22 protein-coding genes are annotated in these 22,721 nt (G+C 64.1%); 12 read left to right on the top strand and 10 right to left on the bottom strand.

Features of this window, described 5'->3' with window-relative positions; all coding sequences use genetic code 11:
• Positions 1-34 precede the first annotated feature (34 nt).
• Together NP_RS01465 and NP_RS01470 are read left to right on the top strand one after the other, a co-directional pair.
• Positions 35-502: a cupin domain-containing protein gene (locus tag NP_RS01465; RefSeq protein WP_011322013.1), complete on the top strand. Its 468-nt coding sequence runs from the start codon at positions 35-37 to the stop codon at positions 500-502.
• Between the two features lie 49 nt (positions 503-551).
• A complete protein-coding gene (locus tag NP_RS01470; protein ID WP_011322014.1) occupies positions 552-920 on the top strand; it encodes a thiol-disulfide oxidoreductase DCC family protein in 369 nt (122 codons plus the stop codon).
• Here the strand turns inward: NP_RS01470 and engB are convergent.
• Entirely contained in the window at positions 917-1,537 is a 621-nt protein-coding gene (engB, locus tag NP_RS01475) for a GTP-binding protein EngB (protein WP_011322015.1), read from the bottom strand. The two genes, NP_RS01470 and engB, sit on opposite strands and share 4 nt — an antisense overlap.
• Positions 1,538-1,627: 90 nt before the next feature.
• On the opposite strand from engB, the gene NP_RS01480 reads away from it, so the two are divergent.
• From NP_RS01480 to NP_RS01490, 3 genes are read left to right on the top strand one after another with little or no spacing between them, the layout of a single operon-like run.
• Positions 1,628-2,929, top strand: a complete 1,302-nt coding sequence (locus NP_RS01480; RefSeq protein WP_011322016.1) for a TIGR00341 family protein — start codon at positions 1,628-1,630, stop codon at positions 2,927-2,929.
• A gap of 60 nt (positions 2,930-2,989) precedes the next feature.
• A complete protein-coding gene (locus tag NP_RS01485) occupies positions 2,990-3,736 on the top strand; it encodes an SIMPL domain-containing protein (RefSeq protein WP_011322017.1) in 747 nt (248 codons plus the stop codon).
• A 56-nt stretch (positions 3,737-3,792) separates the two neighbouring features.
• Positions 3,793-4,248 carry a hypothetical protein gene (locus NP_RS01490; protein WP_011322018.1) on the top strand — a complete coding sequence of 152 codons (456 nt, stop codon included), beginning with the start codon at positions 3,793-3,795 and terminating at the stop codon, positions 4,246-4,248.
• Between the two features lie 42 nt (positions 4,249-4,290).
• On the opposite strand, the gene NP_RS01495 is transcribed toward NP_RS01490, so the two are convergent.
• The gene (locus tag NP_RS01495; protein WP_011322019.1) at positions 4,291-5,274 is read right to left on the bottom strand and encodes an NOG1 family protein; all 984 of its coding nucleotides are present in this window, start codon (positions 5,272-5,274) and stop codon (positions 4,291-4,293) included.
• Between the two features lie 141 nt (positions 5,275-5,415).
• Here NP_RS01495 and NP_RS01500 point away from each other — a divergent pair, with 141 nt between their 5' ends.
• Positions 5,416-7,419, top strand: coding sequence for a helix-hairpin-helix domain-containing protein (locus tag NP_RS01500; protein ID WP_011322020.1), 2,004 nt, complete (start codon positions 5,416-5,418; stop codon positions 7,417-7,419).
• Positions 7,420-7,496: 77 nt separating this feature from the next.
• Positions 7,497-8,621, top strand: a complete 1,125-nt coding sequence (locus tag NP_RS01505; protein ID WP_011322021.1) for an ORC1-type DNA replication protein — start codon at positions 7,497-7,499, stop codon at positions 8,619-8,621.
• Positions 8,622-8,664: 43 nt separating this feature from the next.
• Here NP_RS01505 and NP_RS01510 read toward each other — a convergent pair whose 3' ends face one another.
• The 4 genes from NP_RS01510 to NP_RS15050 all read right to left on the bottom strand — a co-directional run bounded on the left by NP_RS01510 (position 8,665) and on the right by NP_RS15050 (position 11,783).
• A complete protein-coding gene (locus tag NP_RS01510; RefSeq protein ID WP_011322022.1) occupies positions 8,665-9,645 on the bottom strand; it encodes a Zn-ribbon domain-containing protein in 981 nt (326 codons plus the stop codon).
• Between the two features lie 19 nt (positions 9,646-9,664).
• On the bottom strand, positions 9,665-10,066 hold the full coding sequence (locus tag NP_RS01515) for a DUF2073 domain-containing protein (protein WP_011322023.1): 402 nt from the start codon (positions 10,064-10,066) through the stop codon (positions 9,665-9,667).
• A 4-nt stretch (positions 10,067-10,070) separates the two neighbouring features.
• Positions 10,071-10,712, bottom strand: coding sequence for an Era-like GTP-binding protein (locus NP_RS01520; protein ID WP_011322024.1), 642 nt, complete (start codon positions 10,710-10,712; stop codon positions 10,071-10,073).
• A 948-nt stretch (positions 10,713-11,660) separates the two neighbouring features.
• Complete coding sequence (locus NP_RS15050; protein WP_269764015.1) at positions 11,661-11,783, bottom strand: hypothetical protein; 123 nt, start codon at positions 11,781-11,783, stop codon at positions 11,661-11,663.
• Positions 11,784-11,934: 151 nt separating this feature from the next.
• Between NP_RS15050 and NP_RS01525 the strand changes: the two genes are divergently transcribed.
• From NP_RS01525 to NP_RS01530, 3 genes are all read left to right on the top strand, one after another.
• Positions 11,935-13,650: a Cdc6/Cdc18 family protein gene (locus tag NP_RS01525; protein ID WP_011322025.1), complete on the top strand. Its 1,716-nt coding sequence runs from the start codon at positions 11,935-11,937 to the stop codon at positions 13,648-13,650.
• A gap of 99 nt (positions 13,651-13,749) precedes the next feature.
• Entirely contained in the window at positions 13,750-13,839 is a 90-nt protein-coding gene (locus tag NP_RS15200; protein WP_455429675.1) for a hypothetical protein, read from the top strand.
• Positions 13,839-14,624 (top strand): DUF7089 family protein, encoded by a 786-nt coding sequence (locus NP_RS01530; protein ID WP_011322026.1) that lies wholly within the window; start codon positions 13,839-13,841, stop codon positions 14,622-14,624. Before NP_RS15200 ends, NP_RS01530 begins: the two co-directional genes overlap by 1 nt.
• Positions 14,625-14,704: 80 nt before the next feature.
• Here the strand turns inward: NP_RS01530 and NP_RS01535 are convergent, their stop codons facing one another.
• Together NP_RS01535 and NP_RS01540 are read right to left on the bottom strand one after the other, a co-directional pair.
• Positions 14,705-15,118 carry a Rieske (2Fe-2S) protein gene (locus tag NP_RS01535; protein ID WP_011322027.1) on the bottom strand — a complete coding sequence of 138 codons (414 nt, stop codon included), beginning with the start codon at positions 15,116-15,118 and terminating at the stop codon, positions 14,705-14,707.
• A gap of 129 nt (positions 15,119-15,247) precedes the next feature.
• Entirely contained in the window at positions 15,248-15,943 is a 696-nt protein-coding gene (locus tag NP_RS01540) for a class I adenylate-forming enzyme family protein (protein WP_011322028.1), read from the bottom strand.
• A 101-nt stretch (positions 15,944-16,044) separates the two neighbouring features.
• Between NP_RS01540 and NP_RS01545 the strand changes: the two genes are divergently transcribed.
• Together NP_RS01545 and prs are read left to right on the top strand one after the other, a co-directional pair.
• Positions 16,045-16,920: a polyprenyl synthetase family protein gene (locus NP_RS01545; protein WP_011322029.1), complete on the top strand. Its 876-nt coding sequence runs from the start codon at positions 16,045-16,047 to the stop codon at positions 16,918-16,920.
• A gap of 54 nt (positions 16,921-16,974) precedes the next feature.
• Positions 16,975-17,808: a ribose-phosphate diphosphokinase gene (prs, locus tag NP_RS01550; RefSeq protein WP_011322030.1), complete on the top strand. Its 834-nt coding sequence runs from the start codon at positions 16,975-16,977 to the stop codon at positions 17,806-17,808.
• A gap of 9 nt (positions 17,809-17,817) precedes the next feature.
• Here the strand turns inward: prs and NP_RS01555 are convergent, their stop codons facing one another.
• Together NP_RS01555 and ileS are read right to left on the bottom strand one after the other, a co-directional pair.
• A complete protein-coding gene (locus NP_RS01555) occupies positions 17,818-19,515 on the bottom strand; it encodes a 5'-nucleotidase (protein WP_011322031.1) in 1,698 nt (565 codons plus the stop codon).
• Positions 19,515-22,700: an isoleucine--tRNA ligase gene (gene ileS, locus NP_RS01560; protein ID WP_011322032.1), complete on the bottom strand. Its 3,186-nt coding sequence runs from the start codon at positions 22,698-22,700 to the stop codon at positions 19,515-19,517. The genes NP_RS01555 and ileS overlap by 1 nt, the downstream gene beginning before the upstream one ends.
• Positions 22,701-22,721 lie beyond the last annotated feature (21 nt).

The following is a 22,721-nucleotide window of genomic DNA, read 5'->3' on the forward strand; positions in this document are numbered from 1 at the left end:
ATTTTTTGTGGCTGCATCGCCCATAGCGGTCCGTATGGAGACCGTTGACATTGACGACATCGATAGCTGGATGGGACCGGCAAGCGTCAAGCGACCGGTCGGGAAGGCACTCGGTGCGGAGGAACTGGCGCTGAACTACTACGAACTCGCGCCGGGAGAGAGTTTCGCGTTCGGCTATCACGCCCACGAGAAACAGGAGGAGGTGTTCTACGTTCTCGACGGGACGGTTACGTTCGAGACCGACGACGGCGAGGTCGTCGTCGAAGACGGGGAGGCAATCTATTTCGAAGCCGGCGAGTTCCAGCGCGGGGTCAACGAAAGCGACGAGCGAGTCCGGGCGCTCGCTGTCGGTGCACCCGCCGAGACCGAGGAGCTGACGCTGCTGCGGGCCTGTGAGAGCTGTGACGGGCGGACAGAACAGGAGATAGAGCCGACAGCAGACCGGGATGCGCTCATCACCCGGTGTGTCGACTGCGGGACCGAGACCGGTCGGTTCTCGTGACCGGCAGACGTGTCGGGGCACATATGCCTCGGGAGCCCGTAGCCAGCGTATGAGCGACGCCACGTTCGTCTACGACGACGACTGCGGCTTCTGCAAGTGGTGGGCCGATTTCTTCGCCCAACGGACCGACCTCGCGATGGTCGGCTTCGACGAGTTATCGGAGGCACAACTGGAGCGGCTCCCCGACGACTACGAGGACTGTTCACACCTGCTGACCGATGCGGCGGTGTACTCCTGTGGAGCCGCAATCGAGCAGGCGCTGGCCGAGGCCGATATCCCGCCGGGGTCGGAGGAGGTCTTCGGCTTCCTGCGGACATTTGAGGACTACGAGCGGTTCCGGGAGCGGGCCTACCGCGAGGTCGCCGACCGCCGGGGGTTGTGGGGACAGTTCGTCTCGAAAGACCGGGTCGACGGCTAGAAGAACTTAAAGAGGTCGTCGCGCTTCTGTTCGTGGAGGTGATGTCTGACCGCCTGGTTGAGCGGCTCGATGGAGCCGCGCTTTGCCGAAATCGGGGCCAGCATCTCGTCGAACTGTTGCCACGGCGGATACAGGCCGAGCCGTTCGGCCAGTTCGTCGAGCCGCTCGTCGCGGTCGTCGACTTTGTCCATCTTGTTGACGGCGACGACGGTCGGAATCCCGAGCTCCTGGAGGAACCCGAACATCTCGACGTCGTGTGGAATCTCGTCGGGGCCGGAGTGGCGGTCGATAATGTCGACGACTGCCTTGCCATCGACGACCAAAATGCCGGCGAGGATGTTGTCAGCGTGCGCCTCAATGTACTGGACGACATCACGCTTGATGGATTCGCGAACGTCTTCGGGAACGCCGGACATGAAGCCGAAGCCGGGAAGGTCGGTGATGACGAAGTCGTCGCCGGCCCAGTCGTAGTGGTTCGGCTTCGTCGTGACGCCGGGGCTGCCGCCAGTAGCAAAGCTATCGTGGCCCGTTATTTCACGCATCAGGGTCGACTTGCCGACGTTGGACCGCCCGACGAGGACGATTTCGTCAGCCCGGTTCGGGCGTGTCTCGAACATACTATCGGTTGACCGTTCGGCGGGATAAGCCGACCGGTCGGGGGCGACGGTATCAGCTACTGTTATACATTCGGGCATCGATTGGCCGACGTGCGACTCGTTCAGGTGACTATCCCGGCGGGCAAACGCGAGGCGGTGTTGCGGGTTCTTGACGAAGAGGGCATCGACTACGTCGTCACCGACGAGACGAGCGGCCGAGAATACACCGCGGTCGCGTACTTCCCGCTGCCGACAAGCGCTGTCGAGCCGATTCTCGAACAACTCCGGGATGTCGGGCTTGAGCGGGAAGCGTACACCGTCGTTGTAAGCGCCGAGACGGTCGTCTCCAAGCGGTTCGATGACCTCAAGGACAGCTACGCCGAGAAAGAAGAAAGCGAAGAGCGAATCGCTCGACAGGAAATCGAGGCCCGGGCCGAAGAGCTTGCCGCCTCGATTCCCACGTACGTCGTGATGACTATCGTCTCGGCGGTCATCGCTACTGCCGGCCTCCTGTTGGACTCGCCGGCGACGGTTGTCGGCTCGATGGTCATCGCGCCGCTCATTGGCCCGGCGATGACGACGGCGGTTGGCAGCGTCATCGACGACGCCGAACTCTTCCAGCGTGGGGTTAGCCTGCAGGTCGTCGGCATCGTGTTGGCGGTCGCGGCGGCGACGGTCTTTGCCGTCTTCGTGCAGGTGATGAACCTCGTTCCGCCCGGCTTGGACCCACTCTCGCTCGCGGAGGTCGAAGAGCGGCTCTCGCCGAACTTCCTCTCGCTTGCGGTCGCTATCGGGGCCGGTATCGCCGGCGCGGTCAGCCTGATGACCGGCATCTCGGCCGCGCTCGTCGGCGTCATGATAGCTGTGGCGCTCATTCCGCCGGCAGCGACCGTCGGTATCGGCATCGCCTACAGCGACCCTGCCCTTGCCGTCGGGTCGGCGGTGCTCGTGGCGGTCAACATGCTCTCGATAAACCTCGCGTCGCTCATCGTCCTGTGGTATGCTGGCTACCGCCCGGAGCACTTCTTCCGGCGCGATAAGGCCCGTATCGCGACGCTAAAGCGGGTTGCAGTGCTCGTTGTCGCGATTGCGGTGCTGTCGCTGTTCCTCGGCGGCGTCACATACGATTCCTACCAGAGCGCACAGACTGAGCAGGATATCCGGAATGCTATCGATACTGAATTGGAGGACCCGGTGTACGCTGGCTACACGCTCGTCGAACTCGAAGTCGAGACGACGGCGGAGAATCTGCTGTTCCAGCGACCGACGGCGGCGACAGTTACTGTCGGTGTCCCGCCGGATGCCGGCAGGCCGGGGCTGGCGACCGGTATCGAGACGCGGGTGGCCGCTGAGGCCGGCGTCGACATCGATATCGACGTGTTCTATCTCGAACGCGAGCGTGGTGCCGGTTAGTCAAGCGGCGGTTTGACATTACACCGTTTATAAGCCCTGTTCGCGAGTCGGCTCGTCTGTATGCAACGAGACACGCTTTCGATACTGATTGTCACCGCATCGCTGTTGGCGATGGCGCTTGTTGGAGCCGCTGTCGTCTCACCAATCGGGGCCGACGACCCGGCGTCCGACGCCGACCGAACCATCACCGTCGACGCGAGCGGCGGAGCCGACACCGAACCCGACCGCGGCGTCGTCAGCACAGCGGCGGTCGCTGAGGGTGACGACCCTGCCGCGGTCCGCGATGAACTCAACGAACGCGCCGACGCGCTCCGGACAAACCTCGAAGCAGCGGGGCTGACCGACGACGACTACGAGACGACCGAGTACCGAATCAACGAACCCCGCCGACCGCCACGCGAGGAGGGCACCGACGAACCCGACTACCGTGGCACCCACAGCTTCACGGTCGACCTCGACGACCCCGATAGAATCGGCACGGTCATCGATGCCGCCGCGGATGCCGACGCCGAGGTCGGCGACATTGAGTTCACGCTATCGGAGACCGTTCGCGACGAACTCCGCGAGGACGCCATCGACAACGCAATGGGTGATGCTCGGGTGCAGGCCGACAGCATCGCCGACAACGGCGCCCTGCAGGTGACCGGCGTCGCCCACGTCGACGCAACCCAGCGGAGCTTCAGCACAGTCAGCTACGAAGTCGCCGCGACGCCGGCACCCGAAGACGACGCTGCCACGGATGTCGATACCGGCGACGTATCGGTGACATACGACGTCGAGGTCACGTACAACGCCACGGCGAACTGACGGGAGAAGCTGGGCCAGGCGGCCGTTTTATCACTCTTGGCGACCTGAGACGTCGTATGGAGACGCCGACTGTCGACGACTGGGGGGAGGCGGTGACGCTCGCACGGTCGCTCGGCCACGACGGGCGGGTTAGAGTACCGAAAGCCGCCGAGCCGACGCTTCCGGAGTCGGTGTCACTCCGACACTCGAACTTTCCGTGGTCGATACACCGCGGGGCCGTCGCCGTCTACCGGGAGTCCGAGCGCGGCGACCACCTCCAGATACGGGAGTATCCGGCCTGTTGGGAGGTCTCGGTCGATAGTTACAACCCCCACTACCGGCCGGTCAGTCACGCGGCGGTGGACATTCCGGCCCAGATGCTACTCGCGATGGGCGCATTGACACCGCTGGACGGCTACCGATGGGTGTTCGGCGACCGACTGCCGCCGGTCTTTGCACCGGTGTCGTACTCGCTTTCGGCACTGGGGTCTGCCTCACGGCTCGGCAAGAAGTTGCTGCCGGGGGTCGGCTGACGGGACGAGCGCCGGGCGAACGGAGCAAAAACGGACTGGGCGCTACTCGTCGTCCTCGAAGGGCAGTTCGAGCTCGTAATCGACGGCGTCGATAGCGGCGTCGAGAACCTCGTCGACGTTTTCGCCGGTCTCGACGCTCATGTAGTGGTCAGCCTCGGTGTCCGTCGAGCGGTCTGCCTTGTTGCAGACGACGATAACGGGGACATCGAATGTCGATTCGATGTCATCGAGGAGGTCGCGCTGGCTGTCGAGCGGATAGCCGCACTCGCCGCTCGCATCGAGGACAAAGAGGACGGCGTCAGCCAGATGGGTCAGCGCCGAAACCGCCTGCGACTCGATGGGGTTTCGGTCCTCTGACGGTCGGTCGAGCAGCCCGGGGGTGTCGATGAGCTGATACCGGACGTGGTTGTCTTCGACGTGGCCGACGTTGATTTCGGTCGTCGTGAACGGGTAGGCGGCGGTCTCGTTTCGCGCGTTCGTGACCGTGTTGACAAACGACGACTTCCCGACGTTCGGGTAGCCGGCGACGACGATGGCCGGCTCGTCGGCCCGGATGTCGGGCAGCGTTTTCAGCGCCTCTCGAGCCGTTCCGATGGCGAGTAGGTCGTCTTCGACCTGTTCGGTGATATCGGCGAGCCTGGCGAAGGCCTGCTTCCGGAGCTTCCGGGCGGTGTCGGTGTCGGAATTGCGGATGCGGCCGTGGTATTCGTCTTTGATTTTGTCGGCCTGTCGGCCAGCCCACATCACTTCCGAGAGATGCTGTCGGAGCGGGTCGACGCCGCCGACATCGGTATCAGCGAGCGTCGCATCGGCGAATTCATAGTAGAACGTGTCGACGAGTTCGAAGTCGGGCCAGGAGGTGACGACGTTTTCGAGGTTGTCCGAGAGAATGTTCGACGCCGTCTGGAGCATCGACTCCTGGGCCTCCTTGCCCTGTTTCGCTCGCCCCGCGCGCGCTGCCCGCGAGAACGCCTTGTCGACCAGCTCCTCCGACCGGGGCGTCGTCGGAAGGTCTTCGAAGTGCATACCGCACCTTGTGTATCAGCCATCATAAGGGGCGTGTTCCGGCGGCGCGGGCAGTAGCGACCAGTGGGGCTGTCCGACGGATGCGAACGGAGGCCCGTGAGCGATGGGGTTTTTGGTACAGGGCGGCACAGTAGCGCGTAGATGGAGTTCGAGGAGCTGGAAGCGATTCCGGGCGTCGGCGAGAAAACGGCCGAGCGGCTGGCCGAGCTCGACGACCCGGAGGCGGCGCTTTCGGCCGGCGACGTGGCCACCATCGCACGCGCGCCGGGCATTAGCGACGGGCGCGCCGCCCGCATCGCTCGGGCGGCAATCCGCCATCGCCACGACGACGACGGGACGTTTCTGGCGAGCGAGCGGGCACAGGAGCTCTATGCGTCCGCGCTGTCGCTGCTGCAGGAGCGTGCAGTCACCGACTACGCCGAAAAGCGGCTGGAGACGTTCTATCCGAGCGCATCGGCGTCCCGCATCGAGGAAGTGCGGTCGTTCGCCCGGGAGGCCGTCAAGCAGGAGCCGACGCCGGAACTGCTCGACGCGCTGGAAGGCGTCGAGCCGCTGTCGCCGCCACGCGACGTGCGGGTCAGAGACCGGTGTGTAGCGACGAGCGACGCCGAAACCTTCGCCGAGGCACAAGAGGCCGTCCCCGAGGTGAGCGTCGAACTGGTCGAGGACGCCCGTGGCGTCGCTGACCTCGCGCGTGGGTACGCAACCGTCATCGTGCTCGACGAGAGCTTCTCCGGCATCGATGTCGAGGGCGATGTGCGTGTCGAGCCGACGGCACTGGAGTCGCCGGCCGAAATCGTCCCCGAGCGGACGCTCGCCTTCTTCGCCGAAAACAGAGACCGACTCCGGGCGGCGGCTGCGGTCAACCGGCTGGCGGGGACGGAACCGGACTGTGATGTCGAAACGCTCGATGCAGCGCTCGAACGGCTCGACGCCGACGGCTCCGTCTCCGGTGACAAGCGGGTCGCAGCGCTGAATGCGGCCATCGAAGACCTCGATGCCGCCGTCTCGATGGCCGAAGGCGTCGCGAACGACCGACTGCGAAGCGCTATTGAGGAGCGGGATGTGACAATCGAGGGGACCGACCTGCTCTCGCTCGTCGAACGCGGTGCCGGCGTCGATTCGCTTCTGGAGCGGGAACTAGCAGACGAGTTCGACGCGGCTGTCGAGGCCGCCCGCGAAGAATTTGTCGGGACGATCGGCCTCGACGACTACGAGTCGCTTGCCCGGCGGGCGTTCGGGGAGGAGCCGACGTTTCCGGTCGAACACGACGAGCGTGTTGTCGAGCGGCTTCGTGAGGAACTGACCGCCGACCGCGACCGGCGGGCCGCGCGGCTCAAGCGTGAGGTGGCTGCCGACCTCCGGGAGATGCGGGAGGCGGCGGCGGCGCTGGTCGAGACGGCACTCGAACTCGATGTGGAGCTTGCCGTTTCCCGATTCGCCCGTGATTTCGACTGCACGTTCCCCGAGTTCGACGGCAAGGGGTTCGAGATAACGGGTGGGCGGTCGCCGCTGCTCGATGTCGAGTTCGAGGCCGTCGAGCCGGTCGATTACGGCGTCGAGGGGGTCGCGCTGCTCTCCGGTGTCAACAGCGGCGGGAAGACATCGACGCTTGATTTAGTCGGGCTCGTCGTCGTTCTCGGCCAGATGGGCCTACCGGTGCCGGCCGAAAGCGCCCGTCTAGAACGGTTCGAGGCGCTACATTATCAGGCAAAAACGCAGGGAACGCTCGACGCCGGGGCCTTCGAGTCGACGCTACGGGAGTTCGGCTCGCTCGTTGCCGGCGACCGGACGCGACTGGTGTTGGTCGACGAGTTGGAGTCGATAACGGAACCGGGGGCGAGCGCTGTCATCATCGCCGGTATCCTCGAAGCCCTTGAGGAAAGCGACTCGACGGCGGTGTTCGTCTCACATCTGGCCGGCGAGATACGGGAGGCGACGGCCGTCGATGTCACTGTCGACGGCATCGAAGCGGTTGGGCTGAAAAACGGCGAGCTACAGGTCAACCGGTCGCCGGTGAAAGACCACCTCGCGCGGTCGACGCCGGAACTCATCGTCGAGAAACTCGCCGAGGAGGACGGCGATGAGCTCTACGGGGAGCTACTGGAGAAGTTCGAGGCGGAGAAGCCGGCCGAGGCGGATTGAAGCCCGCTACCCGTTGCTTGTGGGTTTTCCGGCTCGCCCGAAACCTTAACACGCGCGGCAGCGTGGTGAAAGTGAAGATGGCGGACGACGACATGCTCTCGTGGGACGAGTCCGTCTTCCGCGACGAGGGCGTCCTCGAGCTCGACTACCTCCCGGAGGCGTTTCTCCACCGCGACGAGCAGATGGAGACGCTCAAGTACGCGCTCCGACCGGCCGTCCGGGGCTCCCGTCCGCTAAACGTAATGGCACGGGGACCGCCCGGAACCGGGAAAACCACCGCCGTCCAGAAGCTCTTCGACGAGCTGGCCGGCGTCGGCGGTGTCGAAACCGTTCGCGTGAACTGTCAGGTCGACTCGACGCGGTATGCCGTCTTTTCACGGCTCTTCGAGAGCCTCTTCGAGTACGAGCCACCTGCTTCCGGCGTCTCATTCAACAAGCTGTTCGGACAGATTACCAACCGGCTCGTTGAGGACGACGACGTGCTCGTAGTTGCGCTCGACGACGTTAATTACCTATTTTACGAGAGCGAGGCCTCGGATACGCTGTACTCGCTGCTTCGCGCCCACGAGAGTCACTCGGGGGCGAAAATCGGCGTCATCGTCGTCTCCTCGGACCTCGATTTGAACGTCATCGAAGAACTCGACGGCCGCGTACAGTCGGTCTTCCGCCCGGAAGACGTCTACTTTTCGGCCTACGGCGAGCGAGCGATAGCCGACATCCTCTCCGAGCGGGTCGAGCGCGGCTTCCGGGAAGGGGCGGTCAGCGCACGCGTCCTCGACCGTGTCGCCGAGCACACCGCCGACAGCGGCGGCGACCTCCGGGTCGGCATCGACCTGCTGCGACGTGCCGGGCTGAACGCCGAGTTCCGTGGGTCGACAGAGGTCGCTGTTGCGGATGTGGATACGGCCTACGAGAAGGCGAAATACATCCATCTCTCGCGCCGCCTGCAGGGCCTTTCGGAATCCGAGGCCGCGCTGGTGCGAGTGCTGACAGACCACGATGGCGAGCGAGCGGGGGCGGTCTACGAGGCCTTCAGCGAAGAGACGGAACTCGGCTACACCCGATACTCCGAGATTGTCAACAAACTCGAACAGGTCGGCGTCGTCGACGCCGAGTACACGAACGTCGATGGGAGGGGCCGGTCCCGGGAGCTGTCGCTGGCCTACGACGCGGACGCGGTGCTGGAACGGTTAGAAGAGTAGGGCGGGAGCAAGTCGCCGCTCGGCGGCGGCAGCCGGATTTCGGCTACCGTTCGTCCGGGTCGTCGCCCATCCACTGTTCGGGGACCTGAATGACGTACCGGCCGTTCTCTTGGAGCGCAATGATATACTCCTCGCGGTCGTACAGCTCCATCAGATTCAGTTCGTACTGGCCCGGTTCGACGATTTTTATCGACTCGAACTGCTCGTTGAGTTGCTCACGGAGCGCCGCGAGGTCGGGTTGGTCGTCGTCCGGAGAGCTGGCCGACGTTGTATCGGCGTCTGCCTCCGGTGGTGTGTCGGAGGAAGCAGACGGTTCGTCGTGGGAGACAGGTTCTTCGGGGGGAGATGCCGTGGTATCAGTGTCCGTCGGCGACGGGTCAGAACGGGCCACCGCGTTGAGTTCATCGGGCGAGACAACGTCGCTCCGGGCGGTCGCCTGCGCGCTGTTTTCGCCAGCGCTGTCGTCGAGAATCTCGCTGTCGCGCGCATCGTCTCCACTGGAAGCGGAGGGGTCAGACGCCCCAGAGGGCGGCGACTCGCCGGCCTCCGAAGCGTCGGAATCGCTGCCCGACCAGTTGCCCGGCCACTCCGCCTCCGGGTCAGGACCGGAACCGGAATTAGAATCGGTGTCGGACCCGGCTGTTCCGGCGGCCGGTTCTGTCGAAGCGCTGGAAGAGGAAGGGGTTTCGAGGTCATCACCGGTAGGAGCCTCGGCGTCGGAGGCAGTGTTTGTCGTTCCGGCTGTCTCGTCGGGAGCCGGCTGTTCCGAAGAGGAAACCAAATCGCGGACTCGCGTCGTTGCGCGCCCGACAGTTTCGGCGACTGACGATGTCGTCGAATCAGCGGCCGGGGGTTCCGGCGGTTCCTCGTCGGGAGGACTGGAGTCACCGTCGGTGGGGTCGGAAAGCGCCTCCTCGCTGGGGCGGAACTGGAACTTGTTGCCGCCACACTCCGGACAGCCCGAGAGCATCTCCTTGGAGCCGTCTTCGAACGTGTGACCGCAGCCAGTACACTGGTGGGGCATTGTGGGAGTACCTTCGGGCTTATTTCCGCGTTATCAGCGTGCTGATGAGTGTTTCGTCCTTGTGGAGCGTCTCGATGCGGTTTGCGGGACCGATGACGGTGAGTTTGTTCGAGTCGTCTTTGCCCATGATGCGGCCGAGAAGGCCGCTGCCGCCGCTTTCCTCGCCAGGGTATGTCTCTATCTCGATGCCGGTGAACCCGTCGGGGTTGATTTCCGACATCGTGACCTCGATGAGTTTCGACTCCTCGTCGGGTTCGAGGCCCTGTTCGAGGATGACGATGTTGCCGTCGTGGACGCCGTCGAGGATGAGCCGTATCTTCTCCATGGTGCGCATCCCCTCCATCCGCTCGGCGCTTATCATGTCGATCTGAATGCCGTCGTCGTCCGGCCCATCGCCGTCGTCGGCTGTTATCTCAGGCATGGTATCACCCGAAGTACTCCGCGATCTTGTCGTAGACCTCGTCCATGTTGTCGCCTTCCAGCGCCGAAAGCGGGACGGTCTCGTGCTGCGGGAAGGCGTTGCTGATGCGCTGGACGTTCGCATCTTCGAGGTCAATCTTGTTGGCGAATATCAGCACGGGCAGGTCCTGACTTTCGATGATACCGATGAGCATCGTGTTGACCTGCGTGAACGGGTCTTCGGTGGCATCGAGGACGTAAATAACGCCGTCGACATCCTCTCGGAGCCAGTGCATCGCCTCGGCGACACCTTCGGTCGCCTCTCTGGAGCGGCGGACGGCGTCGTCCTTGTCGATGTCGTGGTCAAGGAACTCCTTGTAGTCGACTTTGGTCGTCACACCTGGTGTGTCGACGACATCGATGGTGACCGACTTGCCGTTGCGCTTGATTTCGACGTTTTCCTTCCTGCGCGCGCGCCGTGTCTCGTGTGGCACGTGGCTTTCTGGACCGACGGCGTCGCCAGTCCAGTCACGCGTGATACGGTTTGCGAGAGTCGTTTTGCCGGCGTTCGGCGGTCCATAGATGCCGATACGCTTGGTTTCGTCGCCCGCAAACAGACTCGATGTCGCCCGCGAGATGCTCGATTTGAGGTCTGTTAACAGTCCCATATCATCCTCCCACGCCCCCGATTTCGAGTCGAAATCGGAGTCGCTCTGCAGATACTACCATCCTGAACTCACTTAAACATATGTCAGACATCAGCCTACCGGTTCCGTAGCCGGTCGGCTTTGGGTCGAGCTGGGCCGGACCAGATGGGGCGGAGCCAAGCATGGGACCAAGGAGGGGCGGGCCACTCCGTTCGTCTTCGTCTGTCGGCAGGCCCACCTGTCTTTGTCTGCCGACAGGCCTCTGGGACAGCAGGACCGTATCCCTGCCGCACCCCCCCACCCCTTCGTTTCAACTGGAGCGGAGAAATGGAGGGGGAGGGGGAGCGCTGGAGTGGGTGAACTCATAGTAGAATAAATAGCGTTTAACGTAGCTACTACTGTACTCTCTGGAATAACCGAGGAAGAGTGTATCGGTAAGCTAGTTTAGATTGGAGACCTAGCCGGGATAGACTAGATATGCTGCTGTATCTAGTACTCACTAGTAATTTTCTACTACTACTAGCAACATAGCGAAACACAGCGAAACACAGCGATTACTAGCCTATAACAACCATAGAAATATAAACAGAATCGTATTTCTTTGTCGTACGGATTTGGTTACTTCCTACAGGTAATAAAGGTTTCTCAACTAGAACGCCTCTCGTCTACCCCTCCCCACCCCTTTCAACGGCTCCAGTCGAAACGAAGGGGTGTGGGGGTAACCACCCTTGTTTCGTCTGCATCAACTGGAGATGTGACTTTCCCGACTTTCCTGGCCCGCTGGATTCTCTCGACCCCACTCTCTCGTTCCCCGTGTTTCACGTCGCCGCCCCCTCGGCACTGGCCCAGCGTCTCGGCGTCCGGTCTCTCAGCATCCGACTTGTTTCTCGGCGTCCAATTCCGTCGGCGTCCAATTCCAGTGCCGATATCCGAGTTCAGTGTCCGTCAGAGTTCAGTGTCCGTCAGATATTATGGCGGAGCTCCCGCCCGGTGGGGGGCTTCGGTCGGCACGTCGGCGTCCGGGTGCTCGAAGTCGGGGCTCCCAATCTCTTTGCCGACCTCATCAAAAAACTTAATACCGAACTCGACCATCGGTTCGACTGCATCAAGTGGACATCCGTTTGCACGCCCTCCACCGAATCAGGGCCTCTACCCCCTGTATTCTTTCCATTCGCTCGATGCGGGGTGGTTTTCCAATTGAAACGGTGGGGTACAGCGGAGACACGCCGCAGGGGAACACAGAATGACAAACGACGACACGGCATCGGAACCCAGGACGCAAGATCGGCTCGAGCGAGGGAGTGGCGACACGGACGAAGACAGCGAAGACACTGTGGACATCGACACAGACACCGAGGGTAGCGATGACGTTGCTACCCCGTCGCAGTCGTCGGGTTCTCCAGTCGAAACTGGGGGGTTCTCCGAGGATGAATCCGACTCGGAGCGGACCGACTCCGTGCCGACGGGCTCCGAACACGCCCGAAACGTTGATGGCTTCTCCGGTGACATCGACCTCGAAGACCTCGACCTCGCTCCGGACGATGAAACCGAAGAAGACGGCGAGGCCGACGAAGCATCAAGAGGGCTCTTCGACGACCTTCTGGAAGGAGAGCCGATATTCGAGAACAAAGAAGTCCTCCGGCCGTCCTACACGCCGCACAAACTCCCCCACCGCGAAGAGCAGATAAACAACATGGCGACGATTCTGGTCACTGCCCTTCGCGGGGAGACGCCGTCCAACATCCTCATTTACGGAAAGACAGGGACCGGAAAGACCGCCAGCGCGAAGTTCGTCAGCGAGGAACTGGAGACGACCTCACAAAAGTACGAGGTCCCCTGTGAGGTGCAGTACATCAACTGCGAGGTGACAGATACGCAGTATCGCGTGCTCGCCCAACTCGCAAACAAGTTCATCGAAAAAAACGAGGCCTACATCGAGTCCCGACTCGATGAACTCGAAGCCCTCAGAGACCGGGCTGCAGAGGACCCTGCTGCCCTCGACGACACCGAGTTCGATAGCGTCGCCGCCGTCGAAGCCGAAATCGACACTCTCGAAACTGACCTCGAGGAGTTCGACCCTGTCCCGATGACCGGCTGGCCGACAGACCGCGTCTACTCGACGTTCTTCGACGCCGTCGACTACCACGAGCGGGTCGTCGTCATCATGCTCGACGAGATCGACAAGCTCGTCGAAAAATCCGGCGACGACACGCTGTATAACCTCTCGCGGATGAACTCCGAGCTTTCGAACTCCCGGGTCTCGATTATGGGCATCTCCAACGACCTCAAGTTCACCGACTTCCTCGACCCCCGAGTCAAATCGAGCCTCGGCGAGGAGGAAATCGTCTTCCCGCCGTACGACGCGACCCAGCTCCGCGATATCCTCCAACACCGCGCGGAAATCGCGTTCAAGCCGGACACCCTCTCCGATGATGTCATCCCGCTGTGTGCGGCCTTCGCCGCCCAGGAACACGGTGATGCCCGGCGGGCGCTCGATTTGCTCCGGACGGCCGGCGAACTCGCCGAACGGGACCGCACCGAGACTATCACTGAAAAGCATGTCCGCAAAGCACAGGAAAAAATCGAGCTGGACCGCGTCGTCGAGGTCGTCAGGACGCTGCCGACACAGTCGAAGCTCGTTCTCTATGCGACCATCCTGTTGGAGAAAAACGGCGTCCACAACATCAACACCGGCGAGGTGTTCAACATCTACAAGCGGCTCTGTGAGGAGATCGACGCCGACGTGCTCACCCAGCGACGGGTGACCGACCTCATAAGCGAACTCGACATGCTCGGCATCGTCAACGCCGTTGTCGTCTCGAAGGGTCGCTACGGCCGCACCAAGGAAATCAGCCTCTCGGTTCCGTTGGACGAAACCGAGGCCGTGCTACTGTCGGACTCCCGCGTCGGCGAGGTAGAGGACGCACAGCCGTTCGTGCAGGCGCGGTTCGACAACTGACGCTGCCTTGTGCCACCTTGCGGAATGTACGCTACTACTGCCAGCCGCGCCGGGAGAGAAAATTGAACCTTTAAACGAGGGCCGGGAGAAGACCCGCGTATGAGTCAGGCAACCAAAATCGTGCTCGGAACAATCGTGGTCTCGGCGGTCGTCGGCGGGCTGTTGCTCGCTGCCATCTCCGTCCTGTAATGTTCGAGCGGCGAGCGCTCACGGATGCACTGTCCGCCGTCCGCGACGAGTATGCCCCTTCGGCGCTCGTCGTCGACGCAGCGAACGACTTCGAGACGCTTCCGCCATCTGTCGCGGAAAACCTGCTTGCGGTCGTCGACGGCGTTGAGCCGTTGGCCTACGACGAAACGACCGTTCCACCGGATGCCCCCGACATTCTCCATCGGCTTGCCGACTCGGAGTTCACCGTCGGCGCTCCCGGTGACGGCGGCGTAACGTGGACGCGGCAGACGTCGCCGCCGACGGTCATTGTCAAACCCCGGCTGGAGGGCTCGCCGGAACCGTTTATCGACTTCCTCATCGCCGAAGCTCTCGTCGAACTCCATCTCGACTCTGCGGAACATTTCCTCGGCTTCTTTGGTGACGCCTACGAGGACCTCAACGACGCCGTGCCGTTGTCGCCGGTCGATACCTACCAGCTCGCGGCGGCGCTCCATACCGCTCATATCGGTCGCCGGAGCCGCCCCGTCTTCGACAGTTGGGCCGACCAGTTCCCGGACATCCACGCCGCGTGGGCCGACGCTGGCGAGCGGCTCGAACCACGGCTCGCCGACCTCTCGGCCGATGTCGCGACCGGCCGAACCGACTTCGCCGACGCGGCGGAGCTGGCCTGTAATGCCCTCAAGCACGATAGTGCGGTTCCCAAGCCGTTCGACGCGCTCGACACCGAAGCATACACCGACCACGGTGCGCCGTTTGCCGTCCGCTGGGCGGAAAAAACATTCGCCGAACTCGACACTGATTGATTCTGCCGCGCGACCGTGACAGCCCCTGTATCAGGGCATACGTCCCCGACCCCGGGCACACGTCCCCGAACTGTCCCGGCTCAGTTCCCGCCGAACCCGATACGCCCTGACGAAAGGTCCCGGTCGCTTTTGGGGCCGATGTGGTCGAACTCGTAGTCGTCGTCGGTGAGATAGACCTCGCCCCCCTCAACCGCAACATCGACGGCTTCGAGATAGGCACCCTCGCAGGGGCCGTGGCTACACTCCCCCGAGTCGGCTTCGAAAATCGCCCCGTGGCGGGTACAGACAAGCTCCTCGTCACGGAACTCCGCACCACTTCCTTTATCGAGCCGGACATCAGTCCAATGGGGACAGTAGTTGCGCCACGCCACGACATCGTCGTCCTGCCGGACCAACACGACTTCTTTCTCGTCGAACCCCTCCCGCAGCGTCACAAGCAGCGTCGAGTCCGTCGGCACCTCGTCGACGGCCACGATGTGCGAGGCGTCGTCCATAGTCGCTATTTGCAACCGCACCGTTCAAGGGTTGCGAATGCGGCCGGATTCAGTCCCATCACGGCTATGCTGCAACGCCGCCCGACGAACGCCGTACGCTACAGGAGCGTACCGACACCGAGCCACGAGCTACAGCAGCGCGTCCGTCTCGACATCGCTTCCCTCGCCGCCAACCTGAACGTCGCCTTCGGGGGCGGGGCCAACGGCGACGGTTCCGCCGGCAACGATGGGGGCGACGAGCCCGGCAGCGACCACCCCCGGCGAGCGGAAAGAGCCGCCGACGGCGACTGTCGTACCGTCGTCGATACCGTGGTCGTCGATAGCCGTTCGGGCTGCGGTGAGCACGTCACCGTGGCTGTAGCGTTCTTCGCCCGCGCGAAGTAGCGGGTCCGTCCCCGCGATGTGGTCCGGCGGTTCCGTCGGGTTCTCGCTCCACACGTCGCGCTCGAAGTACGCTACCGTCGGGTCCCCCGGGTCGTCACCGTAGGCGACCGGCTTCGTGCCCGGCTCGACCGCCTCGGCGTCGATATCCGCTGCGGGGGCAACGATGGCCCGTGGCGAATCAAGCTCCGAGGGCGGCCCGAAGGAGACGACGCCGCCGAGCAGCGCCGCGCCGTACAGCGTCAACACCGGCTCCGGAAGCGGGTCGTCGGCGACAGCAACGCCGGCACCGCCCCTGACGCCGAGATGTCGCAGGAAATTGCCGGTCTTCCAGGCGGTCGTACAGAACCGCCGGTAGTCGTAGTCCCGGCCGACTGCCGGGGCGACGAGCGCCGGGGCGTCGGTTCGCCGGTCGCGGCCGATGATGTCGCCGAGTACGTCCATAGGCCAACTACGGGTGGCGGTTAGTTAAACCGGTCGTGACCGCCTGCGGCCACGACAGTCGGTTCCGTCACGTACTTCCGCACACCGCTCCTACTCCGTGTATGGAGTATCTGGAGCGCCGACGGGCGCTCGTCGAATCGCGGCTGGAGGCCGTTCTCGACGCCACCGAGCCGGATGCCATGACCGACCGGCTCGAACACGTCTCGCTTTCGGGCGGCAAGCGTGTCCGGCCGATGGTCGCGTTGCTGGCGTTCGAGGCGGCCGGCGGCGAGCTCGTCGGCGAGGACGGCCGCGGCTCCGAGCCGTCCCGCAACGCCATCGATTTCGCGGTCGGCATCGAACTCGTCCACAACGCCTCGCTCGTCGTCGACGACATCATCGATGAGTCCGAACTCCGGCGCGGCGTCGACAGCGCGTGGGCCGCCTTCGGGTACGGCCCCGCGATTACCACCAGCGATGGCTTACTCGGGGAGGCGTTCTCGCTTTTTTCCGCCGACCCACGCGCGATGCGGACGGTCGCCGAAGCGATGGTCGAACTCGGCGAAGGCGAGGCGACCGAACTTGTCGAACGCCCGGACTCCGAGGCCGCCTACATGGAGCTTGCGCGCCGGAAGACGGGGGCGCTGTTCCGCGCGGCCGCCGAACTCGGAGCCATCGCCGCCGATGCTGACACCTACGCTGTCGACGCCTTCGGCCAGTACGCCGAGCGGGTCGGCATCGCCTTCCAGATACGCGACGATGTCCTTGATGCGACCGCCGATGCCGACGACCTCGGCAAGCCCACTGGACAGGACGCCGAGATGGAACGCCCCTCAGTCGTCCAAATAACCGACATGTCGCCCGACGAGGCCAACGAGCGCGCTCGGACCGAGTCCGATGCCGCTCTCTCGTCGCTTTCGGCCGCCGACACGGTTGATTCGGAGGCTGTCGGCTATCTTGAGGACCTCGCCGAGTTCGTCGTCGTTCGGGAGCGGTAGCCGCGCGGCCGACGAACGAAAACGCGTTTAGCCCCGGCGCTCGGACGCGAGCGTATGATAGTGCCGGGCTCAGACACGCAGGAACTCGCGGCCGCGCTTTCGGCCGCGCTCGACGAGCCGCTTGCGGCCGTCGAGTACGACCGCTTTGCCGACGGCGAGAGGCTCGTTCAGGTCCCGGAAACGGACGACCGGGCCGTCGTCGTGGCTTCGACTGTCTCCGACAGCGCACACGTCGAGTTGCTCCAGTTACAGGATGCCGCCCGCCAGCAGGCCGAGGAGGTCGTCACCGTCCTGCCGTATATGGGCTATGCCAGACAGGACGCCGCTTTCGAGGACGGACAACCGGTTTCGGCCCGGGCTATCGCCCGAGCTGTCGCTACGGGAACTGACCGTGTACTGACGGTCAATCCGCACGAGACGGCGGTCTGTGACTTCTTCGACGTGCCGGCCACCCCGGTCGACGCGGCCGGTCGGCTCGCGGAGCCGCTACCATCGCTTTCGGACCCGCTTTTCCTCTCGCCGGACGCGGGAGCGATCGGACTCGCCGAAACCGTCAGCGACGCCTACGGCGACGGCGAGGTCGACTACTTCGAGAAGACCCGCACCTCCGATACCGAGGTCGAAATCGAGCCGAGCGACGCAACGACAACCGGCCGCGATATCGTCCTCGTCGACGATATCGTCGCCACCGGCTCGACGATGAGCACTGCCGTCGCCCAGCTTACAGCACCGGCTCGGGTGTTTGTTACCTGCGTCCACCCGATGCTGGCTGCCAACGCGCGAACGAAACTCGAACGGGCCGGTGTCGACGCCGTCTACGGAACTGATACCATCGAACGCCCGGTCTCGGCGGTCAGCGTCGCCCCCGCAATCGCCGAACATCTGTAGCGCCCCCGGCTACCGCCGTCGTGCCGAAACCACTCCCGCGAGAAGCGCCAACACCGCCGCGACGACGCCAAACCCGGACTGTGACTCAGGCATCGGGAGGCTGCCGTCGTCGGTTGTGCCCGGCGTAGGTGTCGCTTCGTCGGGCGCTGCCGTTGTCTCGGGAGTCACGGTCCCATCGTCAGAAGCCGCGCCCTCGCCGTTGGCTGGCTCGTCGGTGACCGTGACGGTCGTCGAGATGTCGTCGGCACCGACCGTGTACTCGCCCGGTTCGTCGAACTCAATGACGCCGGTGGCGTTCGTTGCACCGTCGACAGTGACCGTTTCGGTGCCGGCCGGCTCGCCGTCGACAGTGAACGTAACCGTGTGCTCGACGCCGTTCGCCGTTGATTCGACGGTCGCCGAGACGGTTATCGGCTCGCCTACTTCGGCCGTCTCCGGCGTGACCGAAACCGCCGAGACGTACGCCGGCGTATCACTGAACGCCGCAGCGTGCTCACCACGGTCCCACACCGATGGCGCTGCGGTCGTCTCGGTGTACCGCTCAGCGTCGGCGCGAATATCGCTCCCGCCTGCCTCTTCGACGGCATCGAGGAACGCCTCGTGTGTGAGCGGGTCGGCGTCGTTCATCGACGCGACGACCGCGTTCAGCGTCGTGTCCGACTCCGCTCGGAGCCGGCGGTCGATGTGTCCGAATACGAGCGCCCCGCGGTCGTAGTCGGCGTTCGTGCCCTCCCACGTGTCGGGGTCGACAAGCTGGACATCGGTGTACTCATCGCCCGCCCCGTGTTCGAGCCGGTCGCGGAACGTCTCGGCGTCGATGTCGCCGGCCTCGTAGCTCAGGAGGGCCGCATAGTAGTCGGCCATCCCCTCGACCGTCCATCGCGTCGCGTCGGTGTGGCGGTCCGGCGCGTCGTTGAACGCCTGTCTGGTGTGGACGTACTCATGCACCCACGCGCTGCGGGCCGTATCGAGCGGCTCGCGGTCCCGAACCCACATGTCGCCGGCCGGCCCGCGCTGTAGTCCCGCCGGCCCCCACTCGTGGAACTCGGTCGGCGCGGCGATGGCGAAGACGTTCTCGTTCCGGGAGCCGATATCGAGCCGCCCGGACGCGGCGGTCAGCGAGTCGAGGATGGCCTCCGGCGATTCTCGGAGGTCGGCGGCCGCCGGAACGACGAGGCTGAACTGCTGGCCGGCAGCGGTCCGGGTATGCTGTTCATACGGGCCGAGATACGCCATGTGGCTGCTCGCGACGCCGGGGCCGTCGACCCGGCTTTCTCTGACAACTTCAGCGTCGGGGCCACGCCAAGAGAGGCCGATAAGCGGCGTTCTGACGATGGCCCACTCATCAGCATCGACATAAAAGAGCCCCTCGTGGCCGCCGCGCTGCTCTCTGACGGTCGCCTCGTAGGCATACTCGACGGTTGGCTCTGTCGTCTCGCCCGTCCACTCGAAGGTCCGGTCGTCAGTCTGGCTGAAGCCGACAGCCCGCTCCGGAACGGCCCCTTCCGGTAGCGTCACTTCGAGTTCGGCGGTGTTTTCAGGAACCGACACCGCTGTCTCGACCGCGATATAATCGTCGCGGTCGTCCTGTGCGAGCGTGTTCTCAACGTCGATACTCGCGGCTGCGGCGGGTGTGGTGAACGCTGCGAGGACGAACAGCAATACCACGGCCGAAAGCAGCGGCACGACGACGTGCCGACGTTCCATTACCGCTCGGATACTGGGTCGATGGTAATGGTTATGTCGGTCGACTCAACGTCCCATACGCGTTCGTGGCCGGCGTTGAGGTCGGCGAACTCGGCCGCCCGGACCTCGTCGGCGATGAGGCCCTCGTGTTCGTCGACGAGGGTAGCCACCCGCTCGTCGGCGATGTCGAGGTCGACGCGGATTTCGGCCTCGATGTCCAAATCGAGGTCTTTGCGCATCTCTTGGACCCGCCGGATAACCTCGCGGGCGTAGCCCTCGCTTTCGATGTCTTCGGTCAGTGCCGTGTCGACGTAGACGACACCGCGGTCGTCGCCGTCGACGGTGAAGGCTGTCCCCTCGACGCCCTCCGGCGTCTCGGTGTTAAACGAGACCATCTCGTCTGTCAGCTCGATATCCCGGCCCAGCTCCGTCTCGACGGCGGCTTCGAGCGCTTCGACGGCGGTGTCGGTCACCGAGACGGCGTTGATGGCGTTCATCACCTCACCGGCTTCGTCGCCGAACGTCGGCCCGAGTACCGACATGTCTGCGCGGGCGGTGTAGGACAGTTCCTCCCAGTCGGAGCCGGGCTCGACGAGTTCGATTTCGCGGGCGTTGAGCCGGTCCCGGAGGAGGTCCCGATGCCGGTCGACGGCCTCGGCGGCCCGGTCGTCGTCGGCGGCGACGACGACGCGGGTAACCGGCCAGCGGAGCTTTCGCTCGGCCTGCTGGCGAGCGTTGGAGCCGGCTTCCTCGACCGCGGCGACGATGTCGACGTCGGTTTCGAGCTGTGGGTCGCGGAACCGCTCGTCGGGGTCGGGCCAATCGGCCATGTGGACCGTCTCGTGGCCGCCGTCGCCGGTCAGCGTGCCGTATATCTCCTCGGCGACGAAGGGCGCATACGGCGCGAGCAGCTTCGTCGTCTCGACGAGCACGTGATGCAGCGTCGCGTAGGCCGCCAGCTTGCTCTCGGAGGTCTCTTCTTCCCACATCCGCTCGCGGACGACTTGGATGTAGAACCGCGAGACATCCTCAACGATGAACGCGAGCAGTTCATCGAGGGCCTTGTCCTGTCGGAAGTTCTCCCAGTGGTCGGTCATCTCGGCGGTGACCGTCGACAGCCGCGAGAGGACCCACTCGTCGACCGTCTCCAGCGCTGCCTCATCGAGGGCGACGGCGTCGGGGTCGAAGTCATCGAGCCGCATGTACGGCAGCGGGAACCGGAAGACGTTCCAGAGGATGTTGAGGTCCCGCTGGCGGTTCTCCATCTCGTCCCACGAAAAGCGCATGTCGTCGCCCTGCGGGTTCTGTGTCAGCAGGAACAGCCGCATCGGGTCCGCGCCGTGGCGGTCGATGGCCTCCTGTGGGGCGACGATATTGCCGATGGATTTCGACATCTTGCGGCCGTCCTCTGCGAGCGCCCAGCCATGCATCAACACCGTCTCATAGGGGGCTTCACCGAGGGCGGCACTTCCCATCCCGAGTTGCGACCAGAACCACCCACGGGTCTGGTCGTGGGCCTCCATGATGAGGTCGGCCGGCCACAGCTCCTCGAAGTCGTCTTCGTTTCCGGGGTAGCCGAGCGTCCCCCACGAGGCGACCGACGAATCGAGCCACACGTCGAAGACGTCCGGCACGCGGGTGTAGGTGGTGCCGTCTGCGGTGATGGTCAGGTCATCGACGGTGTCCTTGTGGAGGTCGACGCTCTCGGGGTCGATGTCCTGGTCGACGCGTTCTGCGAGTTCCTCGCGGGTCGAGACGACGATGGCCTCCTCGACGTCGCCGCTCCAGTCGTCGGGCGTCCAGATGGGGATGGGGATGCCCCAGTAGCGCTGCCGGGAGACGTTCCAGTCGGGCGATTCCTCGATGAACGACCGGAAGCGGTTGTCACGGGCTTCCTGTGGGAACCACTCGCTTTCCTCCATGTTCGCGAGCAGTTCGTCTTTGATGTCGGTCACCGTGATGAACCACTGGTCTGTGACCATCTGGATGATGGGCGTGTCACAGCGCCAGCAGTGGCCGTAGTCGTGGTTGACGGTGCCGCGCGACAGGAGCAGCCCCTTCGCTTCGAGGTCATCCATGATGGCCGCGTCGGCGTCCTTGACGAACTGACCGGCGTAGTCGCCGGCTGCGTCCTCGTAGACGCCGTCAGGACCGACCGGACAGAAGACTGAAAGTCCGAGTTCCTGTCCGCGCTCGAAGTCGACCTCACCGTGGCCGGGCGCGGAGTGGACCAGCCCGGTGCGGTCGGCTTCGACGTAGTCGGCCCCGTAGACTTCGAGTGCGCCCTCGAAGGCGGGCGCTTCGGGAACCTCCTCTCGGAGCGGGTGTTCGTAGCGCCAGCCGACGAGGTCGCTACCCTCGTGCTCGCCGACGACTTCGTAGTCCTCGTAGCCGCCGTGGTCGACGACATCCTCGACACAGGGCTCGCCGACGTAGAGCGTCTCGGTTCCGTCGCCGGTGTCGACCTCGATGGCCTGATAGGTCATCTCCTCGTCGACGGCGACGAAGGTGTTGGCCGGGACTGTCCACGGCGTGGTGGTCCAGATGACGAGGTGCCCCTCGCGCTCTGCCAGCGGGAACTTCACGTAAATCGAGGGGTCCTCGACGTGGTCGTACTCGACTTCGTTGTTGGCGATAGCCGTCTCACACCGGGGACACTGACTGATCGAGCGCTGTCCCTGCTCGACGAGGTCCCGGTCGTGTGCCTTGGAGAATCCCCACCACGCCGCTTCCATGTATTCGGGGTCGACCGTCTTGTAGGGGTCGTCCCAGTCCATCCAGACACCGAAGGATTTGAAATCCTCTTGGAGGCCTTCGAGCTGCTCTTCGGCGAAGGATTTGCATTCGTCGATGAAGTTCTGCTCGCCGAACTCCTCGATGTCCTTTTTGTTGTCGAAGCCAAGCCGTTCTTCGACCTTCGTCTCGATGGGTAGCCCGTGCATGTCGTAGCCGGGCCGGTCGGTAACGTTGTAGCCACGCATCCGGTGATAGCGGATGTAGGCGTCCTTTAGCGTCTTGTTCCACGTCGTCCCCATGTGGGCCGACCCGGAGGTGTAGGGCGGGCCGTCGACGAAGAAAAAGTCCTCGCCGTCGGCGCGGTGCTCGACCGTCCTCTCGTAGGCGTCGACCTCGTCCCAGTAGTCGAAGACGCGGTCCTCGACCGCGTCGGGGTCGTACTGGTCGTCGACCTCGGCGAACCTGCTCATACGGAGTACATCCGGCCCCGC

The organism is Natronomonas pharaonis DSM 2160 (assembly GCF_000026045.1).
GTDB classification, from domain to species: domain Archaea; phylum Halobacteriota; class Halobacteria; order Halobacteriales; family Haloarculaceae; genus Natronomonas; species Natronomonas pharaonis.

Excerpts from the sequence above, each read along its gene's own strand:
- NP_RS01465 (WP_011322013.1), top strand. The coding sequence starts at position 35 with ATGGAGACCGTTGACATTGACGACATCGATAGCTGGATGGGACCGGCA.
- NP_RS01470 (WP_011322014.1), top strand. The coding sequence starts at position 552 with ATGAGCGACGCCACGTTCGTCTACGACGACGACTGCGGCTTCTGCAAG.
- engB (WP_011322015.1), bottom strand. The coding sequence starts at position 1,537 with ATGTTCGAGACACGCCCGAACCGGGCTGACGAAATCGTCCTCGTCGGG.
- NP_RS01485 (WP_011322017.1), top strand. The coding sequence starts at position 2,990 with ATGCAACGAGACACGCTTTCGATACTGATTGTCACCGCATCGCTGTTG.
- NP_RS01490 (WP_011322018.1), top strand. The coding sequence starts at position 3,793 with ATGGAGACGCCGACTGTCGACGACTGGGGGGAGGCGGTGACGCTCGCA.
- NP_RS01495 (WP_011322019.1), bottom strand. The coding sequence starts at position 5,274 with ATGCACTTCGAAGACCTTCCGACGACGCCCCGGTCGGAGGAGCTGGTC.
- NP_RS01500 (WP_011322020.1), top strand. The coding sequence starts at position 5,416 with ATGGAGTTCGAGGAGCTGGAAGCGATTCCGGGCGTCGGCGAGAAAACG.
- NP_RS01505 (WP_011322021.1), top strand. The coding sequence starts at position 7,497 with ATGGCGGACGACGACATGCTCTCGTGGGACGAGTCCGTCTTCCGCGAC.
- NP_RS01510 (WP_011322022.1), bottom strand. The coding sequence starts at position 9,645 with ATGCCCCACCAGTGTACTGGCTGCGGTCACACGTTCGAAGACGGCTCC.
- NP_RS01515 (WP_011322023.1), bottom strand. The coding sequence starts at position 10,066 with ATGCCTGAGATAACAGCCGACGACGGCGATGGGCCGGACGACGACGGC.
- NP_RS01520 (WP_011322024.1), bottom strand. The coding sequence starts at position 10,712 with ATGGGACTGTTAACAGACCTCAAATCGAGCATCTCGCGGGCGACATCG.
- NP_RS15050 (WP_269764015.1), bottom strand. The coding sequence starts at position 11,783 with ATGGTCGAGTTCGGTATTAAGTTTTTTGATGAGGTCGGCAAAGAGATT.
- NP_RS01525 (WP_011322025.1), top strand. The coding sequence starts at position 11,935 with ATGACAAACGACGACACGGCATCGGAACCCAGGACGCAAGATCGGCTC.
- NP_RS15200 (WP_455429675.1), top strand. The coding sequence starts at position 13,750 with ATGAGTCAGGCAACCAAAATCGTGCTCGGAACAATCGTGGTCTCGGCG.
- NP_RS01530 (WP_011322026.1), top strand. The coding sequence starts at position 13,839 with ATGTTCGAGCGGCGAGCGCTCACGGATGCACTGTCCGCCGTCCGCGAC.
- NP_RS01535 (WP_011322027.1), bottom strand. The coding sequence starts at position 15,118 with ATGGACGACGCCTCGCACATCGTGGCCGTCGACGAGGTGCCGACGGAC.
- NP_RS01540 (WP_011322028.1), bottom strand. The coding sequence starts at position 15,943 with ATGGACGTACTCGGCGACATCATCGGCCGCGACCGGCGAACCGACGCC.
- NP_RS01545 (WP_011322029.1), top strand. The coding sequence starts at position 16,045 with ATGGAGTATCTGGAGCGCCGACGGGCGCTCGTCGAATCGCGGCTGGAG.
- prs (WP_011322030.1), top strand. The coding sequence starts at position 16,975 with ATGATAGTGCCGGGCTCAGACACGCAGGAACTCGCGGCCGCGCTTTCG.
- NP_RS01555 (WP_011322031.1), bottom strand. The coding sequence starts at position 19,515 with ATGGAACGTCGGCACGTCGTCGTGCCGCTGCTTTCGGCCGTGGTATTG.
- ileS (WP_011322032.1), bottom strand. The coding sequence starts at position 22,700 with ATGAGCAGGTTCGCCGAGGTCGACGACCAGTACGACCCCGACGCGGTC.